Origin of the sequence: Plasticicumulans acidivorans (assembly GCF_003182095.1) — a bacterium.
Taxonomy (GTDB): domain Bacteria; phylum Pseudomonadota; class Gammaproteobacteria; order Competibacterales; family Competibacteraceae; genus Plasticicumulans; species Plasticicumulans acidivorans.
Window position 1 is genome coordinate 72,702 of record NZ_QGTJ01000005.1, and the last position, 13,457, is coordinate 86,158.

Consider the following 13,457-nt stretch of genomic DNA (forward strand, 5'->3'; position numbering starts at 1 on the left):
TTCGGCTGAACGCGGGGCGATCGCTGAGTGTGCCATGCCGGCCGTGGCACGGCGTGTACCCCCTGTGGCGGCCGGCTGGCACTGGCTATGCTTGTCGCGGCCGTCTCCGCGCCGGACACCCAATGGATCGGGAATGCCTAGTGAGCCTCACATCGCCCGCGATACGGACAGCGGTCTCATGGCGTCGCGCCTGCAGCTCGACCAGTTACGCGCCTATGCCGCCAACCATCGCTGCGACGGTGTGCTGTCGCCGCCGATGGCGCTGCTGGTCGGTGCGCTGGCGAGCTACTGGGTGCCCGGCACGCAGGCGACGCTGTGGTCGCTGACGACTCTGCTGGTGACGCTGCTCAACGCCACGCTGTGCCTGCAGTTCCTGCGCCGCGAGAGGCAGCCGGCCGAGCTGCCGCGCTGGCTGTGGGCGTTTTCGCTGGCGCATGGCACGCATGTGCTGGTCTGGGCCAGCCCGATGATCTGGGGCTGGCAGTCGGGTGATCTGACCAACCAGATGTTTCTGATCCTGGTGCAGGTCGGGCTGATTTCGGCGACCAACGCGATGAGCCACCCGCACCCGCGGCTGTATCTGGTCGATCAGCTGCCGGTGATGGCGATCCTGCTGATCCGGCCGCTGTTCGAAGGCTCGGTGCTGTATCTGATGTTTTCGGCGCTCGGCCTGCTGTTCTGCGCGCTGCTGCTGTACGTCGGCCTGCAGATGCAGCGCAGCATCAGCGACATGTTCCGCCTGCGTGCCGAAAACGAACAGCTGATCCAGCGCCTGCGCCATCTGGCGGCGACCGATGCGCTGACCGGTCTGCCCAACCGCCGCCATTTCCTCGAACTCGGCCGCGACCTGATCCGCGCCGCCCGCGAGCGCCGCCGGCCGCTGGCGCTGCTGATGCTCGACGTCGACCGCTTCAAGCAGGTCAACGACACCTACGGCCACGCCGGTGGCGACCTCGCGCTGCAGGCGCTGGTGCAGCCGCTGCGCACGGCGACGCGAGCCGGTGATCTGCTCGGGCGCCTCGGTGGTGAGGAATTCGTCGTGCTGCTGCCGGACAGCGACCCGGCGCAGGCTTTCGCCATTGCCGAGCGCCTGCGTCAGGCCATCGCCGGCCAGCGGATCGAGGCCGACGGCTCGGGCTTCGGCATCACCGTCAGTATCGGCGTCGCCACGCTGTGCGCCGAGTGCGAGCTCGGTGATGCGCGCGAGACGCTGGAGCTGATGATGGCGCGCGCCGACCGCATGCTCTATGTCGCCAAGCGCAGCGGACGTGACCGCGTCGAGCAGGAGGCGATGTAAACAGCGCGCTGGCGCCGCTGCGCTGTGGCAGCTATTCCCTGCTCAGGCGACGGGCGCCGGGACGGGGAGGGGAGCACCATGCTGTTCGTGACCAACCGCAGCATCCGCGAACGCGAGCGCGCCGCCGGCACACGACCGATGAGCGAGCGGCGCATCCATTTCGACACGCGCGACAACTTCGCCGGGCAGGCGGTGTATTTCTGCCGCCGCGACGGCGCCGACGACTACGTCGAGGTCGGCGGGCTGGCCTTCATGCAGGCGCTGAAAGAGGCTCAGCGCCGTCAGGTGCTGCTGTACTTCCACGGTTTTTCCAACCAGCCGGAACCGGACATCTTTCCGCGCGCCGAGCTGCTGCAGCGCCTGTTCGACGCCATCGACCCGCTGCTGGTCAGCGTCGTGCCGGTGATCTGGCCGTGCGACAACGACATCGGCATCGTCAAGGACTACTGGGACGACCAGAAGTCCGCCGATGCCAGCGCCTTCGCCTTTGCCCGCGCGCTGGAGAAATTCCTCGCCTGGCAGACGGGCAATGCCGAGAACGATGACAGCTGCCTGAAGCGGCTGAACGTGCTCGCGCATTCGATGGGCAACCGTGTGCTGCGCGCCACGTTGAGCTGCTGGTCACGCTACGACCGCGGCGGTGCGCTGCCGCTGCTGTTTCGCAATGTGTTCATGGTCGCCGCCGACGTGGTCAATGAAACGCTGGCGCGTGGCGGCGAGGGCGAGCCGATCACCGTCAGCGCGCGCAACGTCGTCGTCTATCACGCCTCCGACGATCTGGCGCTGCGCGCCAGCAAGGTCTCCAACCTGAAAAACGGCGTCGCCTCGCGCCGCCTCGGCCACACCGGCCCGGAGGACATGCGCCAGGTGCCCGGCAACGTCTACGCCATCGACTGCGATGACGTGAATACGCTCTACGACCCGCCGAAGGGGCACAGCTATTTCCTGCTCGATCCGCAGCAGAGCGATGTCGCCGGCGGCCGGCTGGTGGCGGGCAAGGTGTTCGCGCACATCGCCGCGGCGGTGCAGAGCGGGCGCGTGCCGCTCGATGATGCCGTGCGCCGCATCGCCGTGCTGCGCGGCTGACGGGGCTGAGGCGTCTGCCGCGTGCGCCGCCGCTTCAGGGGAGTAACATGCGCGCCTTTCGGGCTGCCGCTGCGTGCGGCGGCCGCGCCGTGAGGTTCGCGCCATGTTCGCCGCCATTCATGATTTTCCTGCTTTTCTTGCCGCCGCGCTGTTGCTCGCGGTGCTGCCGGGGCCGGACACCATGTACGTCATCGGCCGCACCGTCGCCCAGGGCCGTCGCGCCGGTCTGGCCTCGCTGGCCGGCATCAGCGTCGGCTGCATCGGTCACGTCAGCGCCTCGGCGCTCGGCCTGTCGGCGCTGATTGCCGCCTCGCCGCTGGCCTTCGGTCTGCTCAAGACCGCCGGTGCGCTGTATCTGGCCTGGCTCGGTGTGCAGCTGCTGCGCGAGGCCTGGCGTCAGGGCGATGGCGTGGCGATCGCCGCCGCCGGTGCACCGGACGGTGCGGTCGATGGCGGGCGGCTGTTCCGGCAGGGCATCGTCACCAATCTGCTCAATCCGAAGGTCGGTCTGTTCTTCGTGTCGTTCCTGCCGCAGTTCGTGCAGCCCGGTCCCGGCACGGTGTGGAGTTTCGCCGCGCTCGGGCTGTGTTTCGTCGGCATCGGTATCGGCTGGATGCTGGTCCTGATGCATACCACCGACCTCGCCGCGCGCGCCTTTCGCGGTCGCACCGCGGTGCAGCGCTGGCTGAAAGCCGGCACCGGCTCGCTGTTCGTCGGTCTGGCGGCCAGGCTTGCGCTCGATCGCTGAGTGCGGGGTCATTCCTTATTCCCGAAGCCTTTTCAGGAGCTTCTCTGCATGGACCTGATCGAAGCCCAAGCCCACGACGGTACCCGGCTCGCGGCCTGCCCGTATGGCGGCCACCTGACCTCCTGGCGCAGTGCCGATGGCGTCGAGCGTTTGTTTCTCAGCCCGCTGGCGGTGTCCGGCCCGGGGCAGTCGATCCGCGGTGGCGTGCCGGTCTGCTTTCCGCAGTTCAGCGGCTTCGGCACGCTGCCCAAGCACGGCTTCGTGCGCAACCGGCGCTGGGACTGCGTCGCCGCCGGCACCGATGCCGAGGGGCGGGCCAGCCTGCGCTTTGCGATCGCCGATGACGACGACACCCGCCGGCTGTGGCCCTTCGCCTTCCACTGCGAGCTGGAAGCGACCGCGGCCGGCCGGCAGCTCGAACTCGCGCTGCAGGTGCGCAACACCGGCGACACGGCGCTGAGCTTCACCGTGGCGCTGCACGGCTACTTCGCCGTCAGCGATCTGGCGCAGGCCGAGCTGCGCGGACTGGAGGCCAGCGAGTGGATCGATCACGCCGGTCCGGCGGCCGGCATCGGCGTGCCGCAGCCGGCCGAGTTCACGCCGCTGCGCTTCGGTGCCGAGGTCGACCGCGTCTATCCGGCGCTGCCGGGCGTGATCCGCCTGGCCACCGGCGCCGGTGATCTGCTGCTGACGCAGAGCGGTTTCAGCGATGCGGTGGTGTGGAATCCGGGGCCGGACAAGGCCGCGGCACTGACCGATCTGCCGCCCGGCGGCGAGCGCCACTACGTCTGCGTCGAGGCGGCGGTGATCCACGATCCGGTGGTGCTGGCACCCGGCGCCCGCTGGCGCGGCGTGCAGACGGTGCGTGTCGACGGGTGCGCGTAAGGGCTCCAGGCAACCGCGAGCTGCTGCACTTTGCCGCCCCGGTGATCCTCGCCAATCTGGCGACGCCGCTGCTCGGCCTGGCGGATACGGCGATCATGGGCCGCTTCCCGGACCCGGCCTACATCGGCGCGGTGGCGGTCGGCGGCACCATCTTCACGATGCTGCTGTGGATCTTTTCCTTCCTGCGCCAGAGCACCGTCGGCCTGACGGCGCAGGCCGTCGGCGCCGGCGATGCCGCCGAACTCGATGCCGCGCTGCTGCGCCCGCTGCTGCTCGGTGCCGGCATCGGCCTGCTGTTGCTGCTGCTGGCGCGGCCACTGCGCGAGCAGGCGCTGACGCTGATGGCGGCAGCGGCCGACGTCGAGGGCTACGCGCGCGACTATTTCAACTGGCGCATCGGCTCGGCGCCGTTCGCGCTGGCCAATTACGCGCTGTTCGCCTGGTTCATCGGCCAGCGGCGCACGCGGCTGGTGATGCTGCTGCAGATCGTGCTCAACGCCAGCAACGTCGCGCTGACGGCGCTGTTCGTGCTCGGCTTGGGCTGGGGGCCGGCCGGCGCCGGCCTCGGCACGGCCCTGTGCGAAGGGCTGGTCTGCGTCTGGGCGCTGTGGCTGGCGCGTCATGCGCTGCGCCCGGCGGCCTGGCGCGGTGGCGTGCTGCGGCGTGACCGGCTGCTGCAGCTGTTCCGCGCCAACCGCGACATCATGATCCGCACCTGTCTGCTGATGCTGACTTTCACCGCCTTCACCCGCGTCGGCGCCGGCCTGTCGACGCTGACATTGTCGGCCAACCAGATCCTGATGCAGTGGCTGCTGGTCAGCGCCTTTTTCCTCGACGGCTTTGCCAATGCCGCCGAAGTCTGGGCCGGGCAGGCGGTCGGCGCGCGCGATCCGCAGCTGCTGCGCGTCGTGGCCGTGCGCAGCGGCCGCCTGGCGCTGCTGACTGCGCTGCTGCTGAGCGGGCTGATCTGGTGCGCGCGCGAGCCGCTGGTGGCGCTGGTCACGGTCAGTCCCGAGCTGCGGGCGCTGGCGCTCGACTACCTGCCGTGGCTGGCGGCGGTGCCGCTGCTCAGCGTCGCCGCTTTTCTGTTCGACGGCCTGTTCTTCGGTGCGCTGCACACCGCGCCGCTGCGCGACATGATGCTGATCGCCGTCGCCGCCTATTTTCTCGCGTTGTGGTGGGGGCTGGGGCGTTTCGGCAACCACGGCCTGTGGGCGGCGCTGCTGCTGTTTTTCGTGCTGCGCGGCGCGCTGCTGGCGCTGTGCTGGCCGGGCCTGCTGCGCCGGGTGGCCGCCGCGCCGCCGGCGGATCACACATTGTGACAAAAGCGGCGTATATCTCCCTGCACGATACCTGCGCGATGGATTGCGCCGCTGCCTGCCGGAGTATCACGTCGATGCAAGAAGCCAACCTCGCGGTCACGCGCGCGCTGGCCGATCCCTACGATTATTTCCGTGACCTCGCCGCACTGGCCGGCGACAGCGCGGTACTGCCAGCGCTGCGCTGCCTGTTCGTGACTTCGGCGCTGCGCGATGACGACACCGGCCGTCACACCTTGCGCGTCGGTTACATGGCCGAGCTGATCGGCCATGCCCTCGGCCTCGACGAGGCCACCTGCGTGGCACTGCGCGTCGCCGCACCGATGCACGACATCGGCAAGCTGGCGATTCCCGATGTCGTGCTGTTCAAGCCCGGTCCGCTCGACGCCGGGGAAATCCGCATCATGCGTCGCCATTCCGAGTACGGCGCGCGCATCCTCGCCGCCGGCGACGATCCGCTGTTCACGATGGCGGCAACCATCGCCGGCGCACACCACGAGCGTTTCGACGGCGGCGGCTATCCGTATGGTCTGCGTGGCGAGGCGATTCCGCTGTGTGCGCGTATCACCGCGATCTGCGACTGCTTCGATGCGCTGAGCATGCCGCGCTGCTATCGCCCGGCGCTCGACGAGGCGCAGGTGCTGGCGCATGTGCGCGGCGAGCGCGGCGGTGCTTTCGATCCGCAGGTGGTCGATGCCTTCGAGCGCTGCTGGCCGACACTGGCCGTCGCTCACGCCTGCCTTGAGGCGCAGGCGCTGCGCCTGTTCGAGCAGCTGCGCAGCGGGGCGGCGCTGGGCGCGCAGCCGTAGACGGTTTCAGGCGCCCTGCCGGCGCACGCTGGCCAGCAGCAGGCCGGCGCCGACGAACAGGCTGCCGAAGATGCGGTTCTGCAGGCGCATGCGGCGGGCGTCCTGCACGAAGCGGCGCAGTGCTCCGGCCAGGGTTGCGTATCCGCACATGACGATGATGTCGACGCCGACCAGCGTGGCGCCGAGGATCAGCACCTGCGGCAGCTGCGCGCGCTGCGGATCGAGGAACTGCGGGAACAGCGCGACCAGGAACACGATCGCCTTCGGGTTGGTGATGTTGACGATCACCGCCTGCCAGAACAAACGCCCGGCCGGCGGCGGCTCGACGTCGTGCGTGCTGACCGCGTAGTTGACCGGCGCCCGCCACTTCTGCACGCCGAGCCAGATCAGGTAGGCGACGCCGGCGAACTTGATCAGCATGAACGCCGTCGCCGAGGCGGCGATCAGCGCGCCGAGGCCGACACCGACCAGCAGCGTGTTGACGATCAGACCGCCCTGCAGGCCGAGGATGCTGGCGATTGCGCGGCGGCGGCCGTAGCTGATCGCGTTGCTCATCGTATTCACCGCGCCGGCACCCGGCGAAACGCTGATGACGATGCAGGCGGCGAGGTAGGTCAGCCAGACGTGGAAGTCCATTGCAGTGGGGTCCGATCGAATCAGGGAGCCGTCCAGTCTGGCACTGCCGCAGCGGCCGGTACAGCGCTGCGACTGCCTGCACGCCGCGACTTTGGCAAGTGGTGCTGCCGTGTCTGCGGTGCTGCTCTGCACGCACGGCTCACCGCGCGTTGAGCGGTATCTCCACGGCCTCCAGGCCTGGCGTCACACCGCCGTGAAGCCCAGCCGATCGAGCCAGCTGCCGAGGCTCTGCTGCGCCGCCGCCGTCAGCGCCGCGCCGTGCTCCCGTGCCTGCGCGCGCACCGTGCGCGGGTCGATGCCGGCCTGACCGAGTTCGCAGCAGTGGCCGACCAGCCAGCGTTCGATGCGGCTGGCGTCGGCCTCCAGATGAAACTGCAGCGCCAGCAGCGCATCGCCGCGGGCGAAGGCCTGCTCGGCACACAGCGGCGTGCCGGCCAGCGGCGTGCAGCCGGCGGGCAGTTCGAAGCGGTCGCCGTGCCAGTGCAGCACCGGCACGCCGGCCAGCGGCGCCAGTGGCGAGTCCTGCCCCTGCGGCGTCAGCGTCAGTGCGCTGAAGCCGATTTCCTTGTATCCCATCGGCGCGACGCCGGCGCCGAGCGCGCGGGCGATCAGCTGCGCGCCGAGGCAGATGCCGAGCAGCGGCCGGCCGCTGGCCAGGCGCCGTTCGAGCAGCTGCAGTTCGGTGGTGAGGAAGGGGTAGAGCGCCTCGTCGAAGGCGCCGATCGGTGCGCCGAGCGCGATCAGCAGGTCGGCGGCGTCGGCATCGACTGCGCTGAGCTCGTCGACCGCCGGATCGAGATAACGCAGCTCGAAGCCGCGCGCGCGCAGCAGCGGCTCCAGCGTGCCGAGATCCTCGAAGTGGATGTGACGCAGGGCGAGAGCGGTCTTCATCGTGTCGTCTCCGGAATCGTGGAATCCATCCGGGCTCGCGGGCTGAGCGCAGCGGTCCGCCGGCAGTATATATTGGCATATGACAAAAAAGCAGACTGTCATGGGACAAATGAACATCGACGGGCGCAGCGTTGCCGAAATCTTCGAAAGCATCCGCCGCGAAGTGCATGCCGGGCGGCTGGTGGCCGGTGAGCTGCTGCCGACGGTGCGCGAGCTGGCCGGCCGGCTGCAGGTCAACCGCAACACCGTCGCCGCCGCCTACCGGCGACTGGTCGCCGCCGGCATCGCGCAGACGCTGGGGCGCAACGGCACGCTGATCCGCGAGCTGGCGCAGCCCGGCGAGCAGGAGGGCACGGCGCCGGGATCGACGCTGTGCGATCTCGCCGGCGGCAGTCCCGATCCGGCGCTGCTGCCGGATCTGCAGGCCGTGCTGGCCGCCGGCGGCAGCTATCGGCCGCACCTGTACGGTGAGCCGGTGCTCGATGCCGAGCTGGAGCGGCTGGCGCGGCGCTGGCTGCAGCCCGACTGCCGTCCCGGCTGCACGCTGCAGCTCGCGCACGGCGCGGTCGATGCCATCGAGCGCCTGCTCGCCGCCTACCTGGTGGCGGGTGACAAGGTCGCCGTCGAAGATCCCTGTTTCCTCGGCAGCATCAATACGCTGCGCCTCGCCGGGCTGGAGGCGCTGGCGGTGGCGGTGGACGCCGAAGGCATGCGCCCGCAGGCGCTGGCGGCGGCGCTGGCCGCCGGTGCACAGGCGGTGCTGTGCACCTCGCGCGCGCACAATCCGACCGGCTGCAGCCTGACGCCGGCACGGGCCGCGGCGCTGCGCGAGGTGCTCGCCGCCTATCCGCACGTGCTGGTGATCGAGGACGATCACTTCGCGCTGCTCGCGCGCACGCCGTTCTGCTCGATCGTGCCGGCGGCTACCGCGCACTGGGCGCTGGTGCGCTCGGTATCGAAGGCCTTCGGTCCCGATCTGCGCCTGGCCTGCGTCGCCAGTGACGCCGACACCGCCGGCCGGCTGGCGATGCGGCTGGCGCCGGGTACGACCTGGGTCAGTCATCTGCTGCAGGGCGCGGTGCGCACGCTGCTGGCCTCGCCAGCGGCGATGCAGCAGGTCGAACAGGCGGCGGAGTGCTACGCGGCGCGGCGCGCGGCCTTGATCGATGCCCTGCGCAGCGAAGGCATCGATGCCGCCGAGCCCTGCGACGGACTCAACGTCTGGGTGCCGCTGACCTGCGATCCGGCGCCGCTGCTGCCGGCGCTGGCGCGCCAGGGCTGGCTGCTGCGCGGCGGCACCGGCTTTGCCATCGCAGCGCCGGCGCACGCCCTGCGCATCACCGTCTCGACGCTGGACGCCGCCACGGCACGCCGTTTAGCGGCCGATCTGCGACGGCTCATGGTGTGAGCGCGTTCAGCGCGGGCGCAGCGCCCGCAGTGCGGTGACCACCGGCTTCGGCTCGCCCGTGCTGGTGTAGAAACCCCAGAAGGCTTCACGCGGGTCGGGCTTGAAGCCGAGCTTGGCGAACTGGCGTGCCAGCGCGATCGGCTTCCACGGTGCATCGAAGGCTTCGAAGGCGGTGAAGGCGCGCTGCTGGTTCCGCGGAAAGCGCGTCTCCAGCCTGCTCCAGAACGCGGCCTGCACCGCCGGTGACCACTCGCCATCGGGCTGCCCCGGCACGCCGGTTTCCTTGACCAGGATCGGCTTGCCCGGCGCGGCCTGCGCCAGGCGATCGAGGATCGCGGCGAGAAAGTCCATGCCGCCGTCGAGGCGCTGCGGCGTGAACCAGCTCTCGAACAGCGGATGGATGTTCGGGTGCAGGAAGTCCTGCGCGGCGAGAAAGCCTTCCGGCGCGCGGTCGAGGTGGATGACGAAGGGCTCCGAGGTGCTCACCGGCAGCGCCGGCAGCGCGGCGCGCACGCGCTCGATGCCGGCCTTCAGCGTCGCCCAGTCGTAGCGCTGGCTGATCAGCCCCTCGTTGCCGACCGAGATGGCGACGACGAGCTGTGGATAGGCGCGGGCGGCCGCGATCGCGGCATCGATCTCGGCGGGGTCGGCCGGATTCCACACGCCGATCACCAGCGCCCGAAATCCCAGCCCGGCGGCAATCGCCGGCAGCTGTTCGAGGCCGTCGCGGCAGGCGTAGGTGACCAGTCCGTCGAAGTCCGGGCGCAGGATTTCGAGATCATGGCGCAGGGCTGCCGTGCCGACCGGCAGTGGCTGGCCGTCGGCGGTTTCGGCGTAGGCGCTCGGCGTGTAGGCGATGAAGCGCGCCTTGGCGAGTGCCGCGCGCAGGTGGCTGAGATCGGCCGCGGCGGCCGGCAGCACGGTGCAGCAGCACAGCATCAGGACAGCGAACAGACGACGCATCGGGCGGCTTCCGGCGGGGAGGGGGCGCTCAGCATACGCGCCGCCACGCACGGGCGATGCCGTTTCAGCGTGCCTCGGTTTTCGTCGCCCCGCAGCGCTTGCAGCGGTAGGCGGTCACCAGCTTGCCGAGCTTGACGTCGAACTGGCGCTCCTTCAGCACTTCCCATTTGTGAAACCCGGACTTGCACAGTTCCTTGCCCGCTGCGGCGTCCATGCGATCGGCGGGTTTCGGGCGCTTGAATGGAAGGATGTCGGCCATGAACTGCCTCGTGTTCTGGTAATTGGTGGCAGTAAGTTGAAGTGTGCAGACATGATACTTGGCGTGAAATGTTTGTGTGCTGTGCATTAAGTTGGGTGTCAGTTGAATATTTTTGTGTCTTTGCAGAGGAAAGACTGATGAAGAGAGGCTGTCTGTAGTTTTTATAAAGCATGTGATGCGGTTCATATCTTATTGTTTTTATATTTGTTAGAAGCGATTGTGAAACTCTGGATAGTTTTCGTTAATGGGGTGATGGTGTTGAATTGGCATTGATTAAAAATATGAAGTTGAAAGTTGTGACCGAGGTTTTTGTTCTCGTGTAACTATTTTTCTACGCTGAGATGGTAAATATTGATGTCAAAAAAATTGAAAAGAACACTGGCTTTGAAAGCTGTTGCTTACGCATCTATTAATCTTGATTTTAAAGCGAAACCTATTGATGTGGTTGTAAGGGATATTTTTCGATTATGCCCTCTGGTTGCTGATCGGCATTATCCACCACCAAATTCTATTAGTTCTAATGGTTTTGATGATGAGTTTTTCTATTTCATTAACGATATGTGGGAGTTTGATGTTTTTGGCAACTATGCAGTAATTTTTGAGTTTTGTACGTATCAGCCGGGGCATATACCTGCGCAGATTACTGCTGAATTACAGCATGAAAGGTTGAAAATAAATATGTCTGAACTTGGTGGTGGAGATGGGGGGGCGAACCGAGAAGTTGTAAATGTAATGCGTATATTAGCATACGGTGATGTATGTGTTGTTGAAAGCATTCGAGGTTGTGGTGGTATGGCGGCTGTTGAAAAACTATTGAATTTCATTATGGGTAAAATTGAAGAAAAAAAATATCCGAAGTTGTATTTTAGTGATTTTATTAGTCATGATTTGAAAGCGGCGATTAAGCGTGGTGGTGGGGCTGCAGGTTTTTCTATGAAAGCATCCAATGCTATTGGGCAGGATATGAAAAAATTTAGAAAGCTGTTGGGCGAGGCTAATGATAATATACGTGGGGCATCTAATGTTGTCGTTTCATGGAAGGGCAGTAAGCTAAATGAAAATGATATAGTGGAGGCTGTTGAAGAATTTAAGACGGATGAGGATCTTGAATCTATTCAAATAGTTCTAAATAATGGAAATGTTATTAATGGTATTGAGAAGTTTAAATATAAAAAACAAGTCGATATTCCGTCAACAAAAGGAAAGCATCCTAATAGAGATCGCCTTATGCAAGAGATGTGCCTGTATTTGCTTGAACTTCAAGCGGTTGATGAATCGGGGTATCGTGTTTTAAATGATCAAGGATTTATAAATCGAGTTAGTAGTGAGTGATTATGGGTAAAAAAGGGGTGCTTAATTTTCGTATAAAAATTCTTCCTAGTGATTGGGTGAGTGCAGATGCTGCTCGGCGTGAGATGGAAAAGCAAGCGGCTATGGCAGATAGCTTCTTTTCTAGATGGATTGTCGCTTTTTTCTTGCCATTATTATTTGGTTCGTTAATTGGTTATTTCGGGCCTCCAGTAAATAAAGATTTTGTCGCGGCACTAGTTAGCGCTGTCGGTGTGTTGGCCGGGTTTACTGTTACAATGATGCTTTTTACTGGCAGAATGCCGGGGAGTGAACAGCTTTCAATTGAATCAACAGTTGATTATGTTGATAAAATTTGTTATTTGCTGCGCTCACAGTGTGCTGCGTTGATGTCAATGTTTTTTACGTTATTGGTTTGTGGTTTATGGTTGATTTTTGATGGTGTTAAGGCTGCTCCGTGGAGTGATTTATCTCCAATGATTCAACGGTCAAGTGGTATTTTTCTTATTGGCCTTTTATTTCTTACGAGTACAAAAGTCATTTTGTTGCCTTATCAAATTTACGAGTTGCAACGATTTACTTTAGAACAATTGAAACGTGCGAAAAACCTGGAAAATAAAAAGTCGATTTTAGAACAACGAAATTTATTAAAGAGTAGTAAAACGAACGATAAACCTGAAAATTTGGATGATTTTAAAGACGGCTAACCTCTTTTTGGACTATTTTTATGACAGCTCAAAATCTCAGCAACGTCCTGCTCGGCTCAGCCCTGTTGCATTACCTCGTGCTGCTGATCTGGTTCGGCGCGTTCGTGGGGGCGCACGATGCGCTCTACCGGCTGCATACGCGCTGGTTCCGCCTGTCGCTGGAGCGCTTCGATGCGATCCATTACGCGGGCATGGCCGTCTACAAGATCGGCGTGCTGCTGCTGTTCCTGATCCCCGGCATCGCGCTGCGGATCTGGGGCTGAGCGCACCGCCCGCCCGTTGCGGGAGGGCGGTGCGGCCTGCGTCAGCCGACGGTGAACTCGGCGGCGATCTCGTCCAGCGTGGCCGGTGCGGCCGGGTGGGCGGCGTAGACCGGGCGCGGAGCGATGTAGAGCATGCCGGTGGTGTAGCCGTCATCGACCAGCGCGCGGTTGAAGGCTTCGCCGCGATCGCCGGTCGGCTGCCAGTCGGCATGGGCGCGAGCCTTGAACTCGTCCTGCTGCTCCGGGCGGTAGGTGACGCAGGGGCAGAGCACATGGATCAGCGCAAAGCCCGGATGACGGATCGCCGCGACGATCTGTTCTTTCATCTGTGCCGGATCGTTGGCGGCGGAGCGGGCGACGAAGCTCGCTCCGGCGGCCAGGGCGATTTCCAGCGGCCGGAAGGCCGGTACGCCGGGGCCGTCGGGGGTGAGCACGCTGCCGGTCCAGTCCGGCGCGGCGGTCGGCGAGGCCTGGCCCTTGGTCATGCCGTAGACGCCGTTGTCCATGACGATGTAGGTGATGTCGGCATTGCGCCGGCAGGCGTGCATGAAGTGATTGCCGCCGATCGAAAAACCGTCGCCGTCGCCGCCGGCGGCGAGCACCGTCAGTTCTGGGCGGGCGATCTTCAGCCCGGTGGCCAGCGGCAGCGCACGGCCGTGCACGCCGTGGAAGCCGTAGACCGAGGCATAGGCCGGAATGCGTGAGGAGCAGCCGATGCCGGAGACGAAAGCGACCTCCTCGCGCGGCAGCTGCAGCTCGGCCAGTGCACGGGTGATCGAGGCGATGACCGAGTAGGCGCCGCAGCCGCGGCACCACACCGGTTTGATGTCGGACTGGTAATCCTTGGCCTTGAGTTTGGGCTTGGTGACGGCATCCAT

At 64.9% G+C, this 13,457-nt stretch carries 15 protein-coding genes; 10 read left to right on the forward strand and 5 right to left on the reverse strand.

The features are described 5' to 3' along the window. The first annotated feature begins 178 nt into the window (after window positions 1–178). From C7443_RS09715 to C7443_RS09740, 6 genes are all read left to right on the forward strand, one after another. On the forward strand, window positions 179–1,297 hold the full coding sequence (locus C7443_RS09715) for a GGDEF domain-containing protein (RefSeq protein ID WP_110018414.1): 1,119 nt from the start codon (window positions 179–181) through the stop codon (window positions 1,295–1,297). 78 nt (window positions 1,298–1,375) lie between these two features. Beyond that, a complete protein-coding gene (locus tag C7443_RS09720) occupies window positions 1,376–2,383 on the forward strand; it encodes an alpha/beta hydrolase (protein WP_110018415.1) in 1,008 nt (335 codons plus the stop codon). A gap of 103 nt (window positions 2,384–2,486) precedes the next feature. Beyond that, the gene (locus C7443_RS09725; protein WP_110018416.1) at window positions 2,487–3,131 is read left to right on the forward strand and encodes a LysE family translocator; all 645 of its coding nucleotides are present in this window, start codon (window positions 2,487–2,489) and stop codon (window positions 3,129–3,131) included. A 48-nt stretch (window positions 3,132–3,179) separates the two neighbouring features. Beyond that, window positions 3,180–4,016, forward strand: a complete 837-nt coding sequence (locus tag C7443_RS09730; protein WP_110018417.1) for a D-hexose-6-phosphate mutarotase — start codon at window positions 3,180–3,182, stop codon at window positions 4,014–4,016. Next, window positions 4,007–5,338 (forward strand): MATE family efflux transporter, encoded by a 1,332-nt coding sequence (locus C7443_RS09735; protein ID WP_170123569.1) that lies wholly within the window; start codon window positions 4,007–4,009, stop codon window positions 5,336–5,338. Before C7443_RS09730 ends, C7443_RS09735 begins: the two co-directional genes overlap by 10 nt. 74 nt (window positions 5,339–5,412) lie before the next feature. Continuing rightward, a complete protein-coding gene (locus C7443_RS09740) occupies window positions 5,413–6,144 on the forward strand; it encodes an HD-GYP domain-containing protein (RefSeq protein WP_170123570.1) in 732 nt (243 codons plus the stop codon). Window positions 6,145–6,150: 6 nt separating this feature from the next. Here C7443_RS09740 and rhtB read toward each other — a convergent pair whose 3' ends face one another. Together rhtB and C7443_RS09750 are read right to left on the reverse strand one after the other, a co-directional pair. Beyond that, window positions 6,151–6,780 (reverse strand): homoserine/homoserine lactone efflux protein, encoded by a 630-nt coding sequence (gene rhtB / locus C7443_RS09745; RefSeq protein WP_110018420.1) that lies wholly within the window; start codon window positions 6,778–6,780, stop codon window positions 6,151–6,153. A gap of 183 nt (window positions 6,781–6,963) precedes the next feature. Next, window positions 6,964–7,671, reverse strand: coding sequence for a glutamine amidotransferase (locus C7443_RS09750; protein WP_110018421.1), 708 nt, complete (start codon window positions 7,669–7,671; stop codon window positions 6,964–6,966). A 109-nt stretch (window positions 7,672–7,780) separates the two neighbouring features. On the opposite strand from C7443_RS09750, the gene ptsJ reads away from it, so the two are divergent. Then, entirely contained in the window at window positions 7,781–9,079 is a 1,299-nt protein-coding gene (gene ptsJ / locus C7443_RS09755) for a MocR-like B6 salvage transcription factor PtsJ (protein WP_110018422.1), read from the forward strand. Between the two features lie 6 nt (window positions 9,080–9,085). On the opposite strand, the gene C7443_RS09760 is transcribed toward ptsJ, so the two are convergent. Both C7443_RS09760 and C7443_RS09765 read right to left on the reverse strand, forming a co-directional pair. Further along, window positions 9,086–10,042, reverse strand: a complete 957-nt coding sequence (locus C7443_RS09760; RefSeq protein WP_110018423.1) for a glycoside hydrolase family 17 protein — start codon at window positions 10,040–10,042, stop codon at window positions 9,086–9,088. Between the two features lie 64 nt (window positions 10,043–10,106). Continuing rightward, window positions 10,107–10,301, reverse strand: a complete 195-nt coding sequence (locus tag C7443_RS09765; protein WP_110018424.1) for a hypothetical protein — start codon at window positions 10,299–10,301, stop codon at window positions 10,107–10,109. 354 nt (window positions 10,302–10,655) lie between these two features. Here C7443_RS09765 and C7443_RS19880 point away from each other — a divergent pair, with 354 nt between their 5' ends. The 3 genes from C7443_RS19880 to C7443_RS09770 are packed head-to-tail and all read left to right on the forward strand — an operon-like array spanning window position 10,656 to window position 12,579. Then, window positions 10,656–11,633, forward strand: coding sequence for a hypothetical protein (locus tag C7443_RS19880; protein ID WP_146213278.1), 978 nt, complete (start codon window positions 10,656–10,658; stop codon window positions 11,631–11,633). Next, window positions 11,630–12,316 carry a hypothetical protein gene (locus tag C7443_RS19885; protein ID WP_146213279.1) on the forward strand — a complete coding sequence of 229 codons (687 nt, stop codon included), beginning with the start codon at window positions 11,630–11,632 and terminating at the stop codon, window positions 12,314–12,316. Before C7443_RS19880 ends, C7443_RS19885 begins: the two co-directional genes overlap by 4 nt. Before the next feature lie 20 nt (window positions 12,317–12,336). Continuing rightward, complete coding sequence (locus C7443_RS09770) at window positions 12,337–12,579, forward strand: DUF6868 family protein (RefSeq protein WP_110018425.1); 243 nt, start codon at window positions 12,337–12,339, stop codon at window positions 12,577–12,579. A 41-nt stretch (window positions 12,580–12,620) separates the two neighbouring features. Here C7443_RS09770 and C7443_RS09775 read toward each other — a convergent pair whose 3' ends face one another. After that, window positions 12,621–13,457: a 2-oxoacid:ferredoxin oxidoreductase subunit beta gene (locus tag C7443_RS09775; protein WP_110018426.1), complete on the reverse strand. Its 837-nt coding sequence runs from the start codon at window positions 13,455–13,457 to the stop codon at window positions 12,621–12,623.

Excerpts from the sequence above, each read along its gene's own strand:
- ptsJ (WP_110018422.1), top strand. The coding sequence starts at position 7,781 with ATGAACATCGACGGGCGCAGCGTTGCCGAAATCTTCGAAAGCATCCGC.
- C7443_RS09760 (WP_110018423.1), bottom strand. The coding sequence starts at position 10,042 with ATGCGTCGTCTGTTCGCTGTCCTGATGCTGTGCTGCTGCACCGTGCTG.
- C7443_RS09770 (WP_110018425.1), top strand. The coding sequence starts at position 12,337 with ATGACAGCTCAAAATCTCAGCAACGTCCTGCTCGGCTCAGCCCTGTTG.
- rhtB (WP_110018420.1), bottom strand. The coding sequence starts at position 6,780 with ATGGACTTCCACGTCTGGCTGACCTACCTCGCCGCCTGCATCGTCATC.
- C7443_RS09740 (WP_170123570.1), top strand. The coding sequence starts at position 5,413 with ATGCAAGAAGCCAACCTCGCGGTCACGCGCGCGCTGGCCGATCCCTAC.
- C7443_RS19880 (WP_146213278.1), top strand. The coding sequence starts at position 10,656 with ATGTCAAAAAAATTGAAAAGAACACTGGCTTTGAAAGCTGTTGCTTAC.
- C7443_RS09725 (WP_110018416.1), top strand. The coding sequence starts at position 2,487 with ATGTTCGCCGCCATTCATGATTTTCCTGCTTTTCTTGCCGCCGCGCTG.
- C7443_RS09765 (WP_110018424.1), bottom strand. The coding sequence starts at position 10,301 with ATGGCCGACATCCTTCCATTCAAGCGCCCGAAACCCGCCGATCGCATG.
- C7443_RS09750 (WP_110018421.1), bottom strand. The coding sequence starts at position 7,671 with ATGAAGACCGCTCTCGCCCTGCGTCACATCCACTTCGAGGATCTCGGC.
- C7443_RS09715 (WP_110018414.1), top strand. The coding sequence starts at position 179 with ATGGCGTCGCGCCTGCAGCTCGACCAGTTACGCGCCTATGCCGCCAAC.
- C7443_RS09775 (WP_110018426.1), bottom strand. The coding sequence starts at position 13,457 with ATGGATGCCGTCACCAAGCCCAAACTCAAGGCCAAGGATTACCAGTCC.
- C7443_RS09720 (WP_110018415.1), top strand. The coding sequence starts at position 1,376 with ATGCTGTTCGTGACCAACCGCAGCATCCGCGAACGCGAGCGCGCCGCC.
- C7443_RS09730 (WP_110018417.1), top strand. The coding sequence starts at position 3,180 with ATGGACCTGATCGAAGCCCAAGCCCACGACGGTACCCGGCTCGCGGCC.